We start from the raw sequence: 12130 nt of genomic DNA on the forward strand, positions 1-12130 counted from the left end.
AAACCGCTCTCGGCGTGTCGGCTTCTTCTTGGACTCGAAACTCAACGAGGCGAACGAACGCTGTTTCATCGGCGATGGGCTTCCTTGGGACTGGTCGCTATGATGCCGCACACGGGGAATAAATCAGAGCATCCCTAAGGGTGGGGTTAAGTTCGGAGCATTGGGTAGGGGGTCCCAACCTCTCATCACCCGGTGAGGCAGGGGCCAAGATGGAATAGAGGACATGGCACGTCAGCGAGAGAAGCCAAAGCTTTCGTTCAGAAATCAGCAATGTCAAGACAATAGGCGAAATAACGTGTCCGTGAGCATCAGTTCGAAAAAAAGCACACTGTGTCTTCATTACGTCCGACACAAATAGTGCAAGACTCAAGACAACTTCTTGCGCATGCACTCAAGTACTAAATCTTCTACTTCCGAGCCTTTACCAAATCGCCGTAGAATCCTGCATCCTCCGTCTTCTTCAATATCGAAAAGCGTCCCGTGATTGTCGTTATTTTCATGGGTGCGCATGACTAGCAACGATGCTGCCGGCTTTACCAAATAGCGCTTTATATTATATATAATCGTCCTCAGATCATCGTCAGTAAAGTATCCTCTATTCAATACGTTAGCCGCCCTGATGAAGTTGAACTTCCCATCAAACGTACGATTATATCGCGTGATGTCATCTTTCTTAACTATAATACTTGCATGTTTGCGCAGCATGGGTGTAACCAGCTCAACCTTCTGCACACGAGTCGAATTTGCCGCAGCAATAATTTTTCTCGCACGATATCCGAGGGAAATATTTATTAATTTCCGAAAAATAAAAAAACAAGTTCGGTAATCACTTCTAACCACCCAGGGCTTCATACTCCATTTGAAAATGTCGTATCGCAATGGATAACCGGTACTATCGACCAGCGCCAGACACCCGGGAAGCACGTCTACGAGATAAGCCTCTGTCATCAGATCCGTACCAATGATTCGACTCTTGTGACCCGCCGACTCCAGTGCGCTGTAGAGCTCCAGCGTGTTGCTCCCCGAAGATATTCCGATGTCCAGGATATGGTCAACAGTTATATCTCCAGATCCCACCAACTGCCGAAGTTCACGATTGATCTCTGAAAATCGCCCCTGAAATGTCGTTTTGTAAGTTCCATTCCGAAGTTTTAGCGAGGCGAAAAATTCTTTCTCCGCCTCCGACGTTACTTGATCAGGTGAAAGGGCTAGAAATTTTTTTGCCGTAATCATGTCGTTAATGCATCGTCGATGTACGGATTATTTGATCCGGATATTGCGGATAACGGCGCCGATAAACGGACAATGGCAAGCGACGCGTCACCTTCGAACAATCGTGTCCGCTCCAAAGCATATTCGCCGCCACAAATCATGACCGGCACCTCCGCAGGCATGAAAGCTTCAAACAATGCTTGTACCTCACCCCAATGATCATGGTCGCCCTCTTTAATCAACTGCGATCAGCCCTCCAGATTGGAGCAGTTAGCAAAACTAGCCCCAGAGTGCTCATGGAATAAACGCTCACCAACTTCGTGCTGGACCGGATGAATCCGGTAACAAATGTTGCAGCGCGAGCTTCCCGACCGACCGCGAGAGGATTGGCGACAAGGGTACGATTCAGGCCTCGCAACGTTGTATTCACCGGCCGCCCCCTAGTGTCGTCTGATCCAACAGTTTGCCCAACAAAAGAGCCCCCTCGCGCCGTGAATACTTGAGCGCGGCATCCCGCGGGGTGCATACAGCGCGATCTGCGCGCAGGGATACGATGAACTGCATCAACCCAGTCTGAATTACCTGAACATCATCGATCGACACCAAGGCCGCGCTCTCGCATTCGCGCAATATCGTTGCTGTATCCCCTCGTGCTCCCACCAACGCAAAGATCGGCCGGCCGAGCCTCAGATACTCGTAAAGCTTTGCAGGTATCTGATTGTCGTATTGATCGCCCTGAAAAAGCAGCAGCGCATCCGCCTGGGATTGCTCCGCCAACGCGTCCCTGTAGGGAAGCATTGGAGCTAACGTCACCATCGCCTGAAGACCAAGCCGTTCAAGCTCCGCGCCATACAATGCTTCCGAGCCGCTGGCACGCAGCGTCACCCTGATGTCATGTGTACCAAGAACTCCGGAATCCTTGAGGTTCGCCAACGCCGCGAAGAATGGCAGGGGACTGCGGCCTGAAGGATAAAGGATGCCTGCGTGCACCAGATGCAGAGGACGCTCACCTTCCAGTGATCTATAGGGCGGCAATTGAACGAAATCCTCCTCATCATATCCGTTTGGAATCATCTTCAAACGCCCCTCACCATAAATCTCCGGGTATCGTTCAGCATAAGACCGCATGGCGCCCGGTGTTGTAAATACTGAATACGTTGCCCGAGAAAGAACACGACGTTCCCAGCGCATTTGCGTGGATACGGCCAGCGCGTTGTGTGTCGCAACAGAGTTTGCAACCGGATCACGAAAGTCTGCGATCCACGGCAGTCCGGTCAGGCGACTCAACGTATAAGCAACACAATGCGCCGTCATTATCGGGTAGGTTGACCATATGGCTTGCACTTGATGACGACGGATCAGGCGAAGACCACGAAATACTGCCGCAGGCCACCAGGATGACCATCGGTCAGGTTGCGCCAACATGGATGGATATTTTCCCCGAATACTCAAATGGCGTTTCGCATCCATGGAAAAAACGCGGTGCACGGGGATGGAATCCGGTATGAGATTTACACTGGCCGGGTCGATTTGTATGTAAGCGCTCTCCTTGGTAGAAAGTATTATCGGATCCCAGCCAGATGGAGGCAAAGATCTGGCGAATCCCAATGGGCGCAAGTGTCCACTACTTATCGACGATGGTGGTATATGAAAAGCGATCATGAGTAATTTTTTTTTCATTTACTAAATTACTACTCTTCAAATTCATCAGTGAGGAACCCTCGTACTGCCTAGCTATTTAAGTACGCGGTTGTGCGAGTTGATGATCTATCGATTTCACCAATTTATTTTCAATAATATATGGCAACAAAGCACAAATCGCCATTAATTGATACGACAAATCAAAATAGGCTGATGTCGTCGCCAAGCCGGCAATCATAAAGGCAACCAGACTTACCTGCATCATTGAGGCTAGATCGTAAGCCCACTTTAGATCCAATAAACCGATCGCGTATTTTCTGACTCGACCGCAACTCTTCCAGCTTGCGATCAATAGCGCCATAAATAACGCCAATCCTGGAAACCCCTGCTCACCCAAAGCGCGGAAATATATGCTGTGTATGGCGCGAGGAGTGGCGCCTTCAGGGCCGTATCTTCTCCACATTTCAGTGTTTTGATAGATGTTGAATCCTCCACCGACCAACGGGCGGTGGAGAGCGACATTTACCGCAAACTCCCAGGATTGAATTCTCGATTGGGCCGAGTCTGTTTGATCCGCATGGTGGAGTGTGTCCATTCGCTCCGTCCATTTAGAAGGCATGAATTGATAGGCAATCATTCCCAATATCGCAGCAAGGGCGACGACTCCGATGCGTCCACGGCTTTTTAGAAATAAAATTCCACTTACTACTGCCAGCGTAATTAACCCGCCACGTGAATAGGTTCCAAGAATAGCTATACCAGTCAATATCATTGATAGCACCATGGCGATCCGTAGCCGTCTGCTCTGCGACTGGAGGTGCAAATAACGCATGAGGGGCAAGGCCATACAGAGGGCTTGTGCCAAATCGTTGTTGTCACCAATAAAGCTGCCCGCGGGGCCGTATACATGGTGGGAGCCGCCGGTGAGTAGCGTAAATATTCCACCCTTGAGGCCGTAGAACCCGAGAGATATCACGATGACCCATATCAGGAAGTGCATCCGCTGCCGATCCCGCACCAGCATCAGCGTAACCCACACCATGATCAGTATCTTTCCGAATTGCTCCCACCACTGCCACGCAGAAGCTGTTTCGACCGCAAATAACGTGGTCAAGGTGGTCCACGCAAAAAAGACCGCCAGCAGTACGGTGATTGATGAAGCTGGGATTCTCTTGCTGTCCTTGCTGAAAACAAGGCTCACGAGCGTGACGATCGCAACCACTTGCACCCACGGAAAATTGATGGCGAAGCCATAGCACAGCCGATTGGGATTCATGTAGCCCAGCCAGGACCAAACGAGCAGTCCTATGTACGGGCGCATCAGAATGTACGGAAGCATTCCGAAGATAAACAAGGCAAGTGCAATATCGCGCACGTCGCTAACCCGCTTCCATTTGCAGCATGAGCGTGTCCATGAAGAATTTGGCCGCCCAGTTTGGATAGCGATTCTTCATGTAGCCGCCTGATCGCGGGTGCGAGCCGGACACGCCACCACGTACGGTCTCATCGGCCGCCGCCACATCCTGGATGGACAGATTGAAGTGATTGGCGCGTTGCGCTGCCGTCTTCCAGGATTGCTCGCCGGTCTCTGCTGCCAAGCGTTGCCAGATGATGGCCATTTGCGCATTGCCAGTCATACAGCTCCAGCGGCTGGCCGCGCGCCAAGCGGAATCGAGACGTCCGGGCAAGGCGCCGTCACCACGCTGGCTCTGCGCTACAGCTTGCGCGATGCGTGCAGCCGCATCCACGAAGGCACTGTCACCAGCGATCAAACCGACTTCGAGGATTCCGCGCGTTGCATATGCGATGGTATGCGTGAGCGGCCGCTTGTTGTCCTCCAGATCGTTGTTTTCCAACCACCCATTGGGATGCATCTGGGTCATTGCCCACTGCACATTGCGTATGGCGGCGTCTAGATAGCGCGGCTCTTGCAAAGCGCGACTGGCCTTGGCCAGCGCGAACGCCACGCGTGTATTGTAAGTATTCACGGCATGCGCGGCGAACGGCGAAGCGAAGCGCCGCCATGCGCCATCCGGATCCTGAGCGGCCACCAACCAATCGGCCGCGCGCACCGCCGAGTCACGAAAGCGCGCATCTTGCGTTTGTTGCCAGGCGGCCAACCAGCCGAACAACACCTGTCCGGTGTTGAAGATGGTCGGGACAATCTGGGTTGCGTCCATCGTGCCGGCGCGTACGCCGCCGTCGGGAAGCTGGATGTCGGATTCCCATGCCGCCATGCGCAGGGCCCGCTCGCGATACTCGTTGTTGCCCGAGAAATCGGCATAGCGAAAGAAGGTCGGAATGATGTAGCCAGTGGTTTCAGGATAGGCACCCGCCCACTTCCGCTTTGCCGCATCGTAATGGGCGCTGACACCGCCGCAACCGCTAGCGTCCTGGGCGCGCGACAGCCATTCGGCCGCTGCTTGCAGTCCGACGCGCGGATCCGGCACCGGGCGCAACCATGGTCTGGACAGGAGTCTGGCGACCACGCTCATGATTTGCTCCTGGCCGCTGGCAAGCCACCCATCATCTTCGACGTTCGGCTGCGCAGGGCTCGCCGGGCGCGCTGAAAAATTTGCGCCACGCACGGTATGGGGTCACGCCACCGGCACAAGGCATCGGCCACGTGAGCATCGTGCGGATAACCTTGCTTGAGTGACTGCCCTTGTGCGGCCGCGGATTGCACATCCTCGGAGTGCACGCGCCATACCACGGGCCGTTCTCTCATCGCCGCTGCGGGGAACGGGAGATCGAGCTCGGAACACCAGGCCGCATACGGCAGATTGATGCCGTTCAAGGTTGCCACTTCCTCCTGGTAATCCGTGCGACCGATGGTGGGTTCCACCATCCGGAATTCGCGACTGCGTACGTCGCGCTTGTATTCCATGCTGGCCATGCCGACCACGCCTGCGGCCTGAAAAAATTGTGTCGTCATGCCGGATAGTTCTTCATGGGCGTCCGCGGCCGCCACGCAGCTCGCGGTGCCGCCGACCTGGGGTGGCCACGAGCGGATTTTCTGACCCGTGAATGAGCCGGCAACCTGGCCGCGTTTGTCGAGATATTGCAGGCAAAAATAGATATTCGAATCCGGTCCCTCGATCCACTCCTGCACCACCACGTCCGACATTGCCAGCAAGATGCGGCGAATCAACCCGGCCGCCTCGGAGGCACTTTCCACGCGATAAGCTTTCTTGAATTGACTGGAGTATTCCGCATTCCGCTCGCCGGGTTTGATCACCACCGGATAACGCAGGTTCTCAAGCGCGGGCAGGTCCGCGAGCGTGCGAATGTGTACCAGCGGCGGAATGGGGCTGCCAAGCTTTTCGGCGAGGCGCTGAAAACCCTGTTTGTGCTGCAAGATATCCACCATGTCCATGGCCGGCAGGCTGAAACGGTAAAGAGCCGACAGTCGATCGCGGTGGTGCGAGACCGTCCTGACACTTTCCTCCTGGGTGAGAAACAAGACTGGGCGCAAGCCGGAGAATTGTGCCTCAGCCAGGCGAATCAGCTCTTCGACCAGGGTTTCACCATGCAGGGAACGCACCGTCACGGGTTTCGCGGCTCGGGTGTGCATTTCCGGACACCGCGCATGCGAATCCAGTAACCAGACTGGCACTCGCTCACACGCCAGACTGCGCGATACGCCAAGGCCATTGACGCCAGCCCCTACTACAACCGCGGGCGTATCAGCCGCCATTAGCTTCTATCCTCGCCCTGTTGTGCACCATCGAGCACGGCGGTGTATACCGCGCGGTAACGTTCTACGCTTGAATTCCAGCTGCGTTCGCTTGCCACATATTCGCGCCCATGGGTTATTACCTCATGCCAGGTCTCGGGGGCTTGCAGCAGCTTGGTCAGGCAGCATGCGAGTGCCTCGTTCGACCCTGCGGGAAACAGATGACCATTATGGCCATCGCGCATCAACTCGCGATGGCCACCCACATCTGAGGCCACCACCAGTTTGCCCATGGCCATCGCCTCGAGCGGTTTCAGCGGCGTCACCAAGTCGGTCAGCCGCATCGAGACCCGCGGGTAGACCATGACGTCCATGGCACTGTAATAGCGGGTCATTTCGCTGTGCGGTACGCGGCCTGTGAAATGTACGACACCTTCAAGGCCAAGATCGGCAGCCAACGCTCGCAGATCAGCCTCCTGCGGCCCGCCCCCCAGCAACAGCAGGCGTGCCTGCGGTACCGCGCGCAACACCAGTGGCATCGCGCGAAGCAGAATGTCGAGTCCTTCATAGGCATAGAACGAGCCGGCAAACCCCAACGTGCTTCCAGGTGCGAGTCCGTATTTCTGCATCAGTTCCCGGTCCGCGGTGACTCTGAATTGAAATTGGGATAGATTCACAGCGTTGGGAATCACGGTGATTTTGTCTGCGGGAATGCCACGTTCCAACATGTCGCCGCGCAAGCCGTCACAGATCGTGGTCACCGCATCCGCCCGTTGCAGGGCACGGGTTTCCAGAGCGCGCGTCAAGCGATAGCGCGGCCCCCATTCACGTGCCGTTCCCTGGTCCACTGCCGCGTCTTCCCAGAATGCGCGCACTTCATACACCACCGGGATCCCGGCGGACCGGCCAACCGCTAGCGCGGGGAATGCGTTCAGCACCGGTGAGTGCGCGTGAATGATGTCCGGGCGCACGGCTTCCACCACTTCTGCGAGCCGCGCCTGCAGTGCTTTCATCAGGTAGCGGTACGCCACAAGCGGCAGTTTCGCGGCCAGCCCGGATGCTGGCGGCGTACGGTAGAACATCCAGTCGTCGATACGTTCTTCGCGCTCCTGGTCGCCCCCTTGCTTGGGGCCTGTCAGCTGAAATGTTTCCCATCCGAGGGCGCGCTGCTGCCCAAGGATGGAAAGCGTGCGGAATGTGTAACCGCTATGCAGCGGCAGCGAATGATCGAGTACGTGCAGGATACGTAGTGGCCGGTCAGTTGACCCTGCCAGGGGAGCGTCCCGTGGTACGACGCAGGGCGTGTTATTCATCGTGCCGCTCCGCAAATTGCGCCACCGCCTGCGGCCGACAATACCTGTGCATAAAGTGCCAGTTGCGCTTCGACGACAGGTTGCCATCCCAGTCGCTCGGCAATGGCGCGGGTGGCAACCCTTGTCGGTGCCCGATCACGCAACCGAAGCCATGCCGAAGCGATGGCTTCACCGCTGCGCTGCGCGGCAACCTCCCCTGCTTCGGGCGCATTAAGCAATTCGGTGACTCCTTCAAAGGGCGCGGCCACAACCGGCGTACCGCAAGCGAGCGATTCCAGCACGACGTTGGGCATGCCTTCGCGGCTCGACGCGAGCACCATCGCGTCTGCCGCGTTGTAATACTCAGCCAATTCCGCATGGGGGATGACGCCGAGGTACCGCACGCGCGCGCCAATATCCAAACGGTCGGCCAACTGACGCAACCGCGCTTCCTCGGGACCTCGACCCACGATCAAAAGAGTGACGTCAGGCACCTTGGCAACGGCCTCCAGGGTGATGTGCACACCCTTCAATTCGACCAGATTGCCTACCGCCAGCCAGACTGGCCCGGTCAGGCCCAGCTTGGCACGGATAACGGCTCGGTCCCGCGGTCCGAACCGCTCAAGATCAACGCCATTGCGCAAAACCGTGACTTTTCCTGGATTCACGCCCAGCGCTGCAACTTTGCTTTTCAGGGCCTGCGACACGGTGACGACGGCACCGGCGCGCTCGGCGGCCCATGTGATTTGCCGCCTCGGTCGGCGATAGCGCGGTATCCATGTCACGTCGGAGCCACGAGCGGTGATCACCACTGGCTTGCCCAGCGCCGCACCCAGGCGCGCTGCCGCCACGCCGTCGGGATAAAAGTAGTGCGCATCGATCAGATCGAAGTCGGGTCCGTTGACTTTCAGGTCGCGAAGCACGGGTAGAAGCGCGCGGAACATCAGGAACGGCGCGATGCTCATACCCAGTTTCGGAATCACGGGATAGCGTGGATGCCATATGCTGATACCGTAGCGCTCTTCCCTTTCCGGCACCGCCGCGTGGGTGGCATAAGCGCCGAACATGGGGTGCCTGGATGGAAACCATGGCACCGGGGCCACCACCGTCGCGGCAATTAGCCCTGAGTCCACGAGATGGCGTAGCCGCTCTTCTACAAACACGCCATGGCGCGGCTGCGCGGTATTCGGATACAGGCTGGTGAACACCAGCAGGCGAATCGTGGGGCTGCCGACTGTTTCGGACGCGTCCAAGGGATTGACCCCACTGCTGGTCGGCGTAGATCCAGTTCTTCCCGACGGCAATCGCCGACCATTCTCGGCAGCGGAGACAATCGATGTGCACGTGGCATTCATGTCATGAGATCCGAAAGCACCGTCGGGACATGCAGGTCATCGTTGTAGAAACGACCCACAGGGTTGTCGTGGAGAATTCGCAGGATGCGGTCGATGACTGGCGGGGCCAGTTCCGAACTCCAGCGATCAGCAGATGCCTTCGAGTTTTTGAAGACGCTGTAGTAGTCCGTATTCGCCGCCTGCGTGCTTGCACCGATAAATCTCTCGGTCTGCGACTGCCAGTCGATCCCTGTGAACTCAAACATCCTCCGGGTCATAGCGAGGGGTTCGGCGCAGACATCCTCGTACCGAAGCGTAAGTACACGCTCGCAGCGTGCGGTATCCGCAAGGATCTTTTCCTGCGTCAATACCCAGCGCCATGTCAGTCGTTCCTCGGGAGTCAGGCGTTCAACATCCTCCAGACTAAGTCGCTTTGTTCTTCCAACGGATGTGGCCAGCAACATTTTCAGTAGCCAAAGATCGTCCGCGCTTGGTTTCAGACCATCGAAACGCTTTGACGCCTCCCCCCGCAAAACCGATGCCACGTAGCCACATGGATGACGCATTAGATGAATGGCGCGGGCGTGCGGCAGCGCTTCGACACAGACGCCAAGCCGTCCCGGCGATTCAATCGACTTCCAAACCAGACGTGCCCGCTCACTGCCTACGGCCGTAGGCCGGTACAGGCAAGGGAAGTCGCTCCGCACGCGACTTGTGGCTTTGGCAACGGTGACACTCAAACGATACGCGCACAACGCCACGTTGGACTGATAACTCTTGCGAAACAATGGGCGTTTGCCAACCACCTTCGAAGATCGAAGACCCGGCAGTGATGCGACAAACTGCTCTAGCTCCTCGCGGTACTGTGGCGCAACTCGCGTCTCGGGATACAACGGCAGGCTCAGGGGCCGCACGCTATCCGGTTCATGGCGGTAGAGAGTGTCCGGATGGCTGTCGAACAGTTTGCCGATCCAGGTGGTGCCAGAGCGCGGCATCCCGAATACGAGAATACAGCGGTTCATGGTAGTGCCCCAGCAGCCAGGGCCCTGCTCGCCTGCCCTGCAGGGATCACGGCGTCAGCAGGTTGCTGCATTCGGCGCAGAAATGCGTCAAGCATCAGCAGACTCCACAGCGTCGCACTGTGATCGCGCTGGCCGCTGGCATGTTGGCGCACCAACCGATCAAGCGTGGCCGGCTCGAAATATCCGCACTCGGCAATGGCACCGGTGAGCAGTGCCTCCCGAGCGCGCTTTGCGAGTGGGCCACGCAGCCAAGCCGCCAAGGGCACACTGAAACCCATCTTGGTTCGGTAGAGCACGTCATGGGGCAAGTCGGGTTCGAGCGCCTTCTTGAGGATGTACTTGCCGGTGCCTCCTTTGAGCTTCAACTCAGGCGGCAAAGATGATGCCCATTCGACCAACCGATGATCGAGCAGCGGCACGCGCACTTCCAGGCTGTGCGCCATGCTGGCGCGATCCACCTTGGTCAGGATGTCGCCGGGTAGCCAGGTCTTGATGTCAAGGTACTGCGCCAGGAGCAGCGGATGATCGGTTGGTGCGCGCCTGGCATGTTCGCGAAACACCGTGAGTGCGCTGTAACCCTGAAGCTCGCGCTTGAATTTCGCACTGTAGAGCTGCTGGCGCATTGCCATGGACGTGGTGCAGACGCTGTGGAAATAGGCCTCCACATTGTCGCAGGCAAGCGCCTGCAGCGTGGTCTTGGCGCGCAGCGGACGTGGAGCCCAATCAGCCTTGGGATAGATCCTTCCCAACAAACCGAACAGCAGCTTTCGCAACGCCAATGGCAGGCGTGCGCGCACGTTACTTTCCCACGCATGCAGACGGTAGCGCCGGTAACCGGCGAAGTTTTCGTCGCCACCGTCGCCGGATAGCGCCACCGTTACCTGGGTGCGTGCCAACTCGCACAGACGGTACGTCGGCAGGGCCGAGCTGTCGGAAAACGGTTCGTCGTAAACCGCCGATAGCGTATCGAGCAGCGCGTAGTCGTCGGCGTTGACCTGTTGCTCGAAATGCTGCGTATGCAGATGCTGAGCCACGCATCGCGCATAGACGGTCTCGTCGAAAGCGCCATGGTCGAAACCAATCGAGCAGGTGCGCACCGGTTGAGGCGACGCCCGGCTCATGCTGGCCACCAGGGCGCTTGAATCCACGCCACCGGAAAGGAATGCCCCAAGCGGCACGTCAGCGGTCATCTGGCTTGCGACGGCGGAGTCCAGCACGTTGCGAAGCTGGGCGACGGCGGCGTCGACAGTCATATCGGCCGCACGATGGAAAGGCACATCCCAGTATTGGCTGACGAGCGGCTGCGGTTCACCCGTGCGCCAGCTCAGCCAGTGACCAGGGGCCAGCTTAAAAATTCCGCGATAGATACTTTTCGGATCCGGCACGTAGCCGAGCGCCATATAGTCTTCCAGCGCCTGCGGATCGATTTGACGCTTCATACCCGGATGCGCCAGCAGCCCCTTGAGTTCGGAAGCGAACACCAGGTCACCGGAGTTTGTGAAGCCGTAATACAGCGGCTTGATGCCAATTTGATCGCGAGCCAGATAGATGCGTTGCGCACGCATGTCCCAAACGGCGAACGCGAACATGCCCACCAGGCGCGTCAGGCATGCTTCACCCCATTGCTGCCAGGCACGCAGCAGCACTTCCGTATCGCAGCGGCTGTGAAACATCACACCCTGCGCCTCCAGTTCGGCCTTGAGGGACTCGAAGTTGTACAGCTCGCCGTTGTAGATCAGCGCCAGGCCGGCCGCTTCATCCACCATGGGCTGCTGCCCATGGCTCAAGTCCATGATGGACAGTCGACGATGCCCCAGACCCACGCCTTGGCTGATATACAGACCGGCCTCGACAGGTCCGCGGTGCCGCTGTGCGTCCCGCATGGCGAGCAGGATTTTTTCATTTGCGCTGTCGCCACTGTGCGCCAGTACGATGCCGGCCAGACCACACATG

General features: G+C 57.4%; 10 protein-coding genes. All 10 read right to left on the reverse strand.

The annotated features are described in order from the left end of the window. Nucleotides 1-366: 366 nt before the first annotated feature. Complete coding sequence (locus ACFPPB_RS13565) at nt 367-1233, reverse strand: ATP/GTP-binding protein (protein WP_377327957.1); 867 nt, start codon at nt 1231-1233, stop codon at nt 367-369. Then, on the reverse strand, nt 1230-1454 hold the full coding sequence (locus ACFPPB_RS13570; protein ID WP_377327959.1) for a hypothetical protein: 225 nt from the start codon (nt 1452-1454) through the stop codon (nt 1230-1232). The genes ACFPPB_RS13565 and ACFPPB_RS13570 overlap by 4 nt, the downstream gene beginning before the upstream one ends. Before the next feature lie 184 nt (nt 1455-1638). Next, nucleotides 1639-2682, reverse strand: a complete 1044-nt coding sequence (locus tag ACFPPB_RS13575; protein ID WP_377327961.1) for a glycosyltransferase — start codon at nt 2680-2682, stop codon at nt 1639-1641. 268 nt (nt 2683-2950) lie between these two features. Further along, nucleotides 2951-4228, reverse strand: a complete 1278-nt coding sequence (locus ACFPPB_RS13580) for a putative O-glycosylation ligase, exosortase A system-associated (protein WP_377327963.1) — start codon at nt 4226-4228, stop codon at nt 2951-2953. Between the two features lie 4 nt (nt 4229-4232). Beyond that, nucleotides 4233-5348 (reverse strand): beta-L-arabinofuranosidase domain-containing protein, encoded by a 1116-nt coding sequence (locus ACFPPB_RS13585; RefSeq protein ID WP_377327965.1) that lies wholly within the window; start codon nt 5346-5348, stop codon nt 4233-4235. Further along, a complete protein-coding gene (locus ACFPPB_RS13590) occupies nt 5345-6427 on the reverse strand; it encodes a carboxylate--amine ligase (protein ID WP_377327967.1) in 1083 nt (360 codons plus the stop codon). The genes ACFPPB_RS13585 and ACFPPB_RS13590 overlap by 4 nt, the downstream gene beginning before the upstream one ends. 122 nt (nt 6428-6549) lie before the next feature. Continuing rightward, complete coding sequence (locus ACFPPB_RS13595; protein WP_377327969.1) at nt 6550-7842, reverse strand: TIGR04063 family PEP-CTERM/XrtA system glycosyltransferase; 1293 nt, start codon at nt 7840-7842, stop codon at nt 6550-6552. Beyond that, nucleotides 7839-9074: a glycosyltransferase family 4 protein gene (locus ACFPPB_RS13600; protein WP_377327971.1), complete on the reverse strand. Its 1236-nt coding sequence runs from the start codon at nt 9072-9074 to the stop codon at nt 7839-7841. Before ACFPPB_RS13600 ends, ACFPPB_RS13595 begins: the two co-directional genes overlap by 4 nt. Before the next feature lie 98 nt (nt 9075-9172). Beyond that, nucleotides 9173-10177, reverse strand: a complete 1005-nt coding sequence (locus ACFPPB_RS13605; RefSeq protein ID WP_377327973.1) for a sulfotransferase family protein — start codon at nt 10175-10177, stop codon at nt 9173-9175. After that, nucleotides 10174-12129, reverse strand: a complete 1956-nt coding sequence (locus tag ACFPPB_RS13610; protein ID WP_377327975.1) for an XrtA/PEP-CTERM system amidotransferase — start codon at nt 12127-12129, stop codon at nt 10174-10176. The genes ACFPPB_RS13605 and ACFPPB_RS13610 overlap by 4 nt, the downstream gene beginning before the upstream one ends. Between the last annotated feature and the right edge of the window lies 1 nt (nt 12130).

Origin of the sequence: Rhodanobacter terrae (assembly GCF_042657005.1) — a bacterium.
In the GTDB taxonomy this organism is placed as follows: domain Bacteria; phylum Pseudomonadota; class Gammaproteobacteria; order Xanthomonadales; family Rhodanobacteraceae; genus Rhodanobacter; species Rhodanobacter terrae.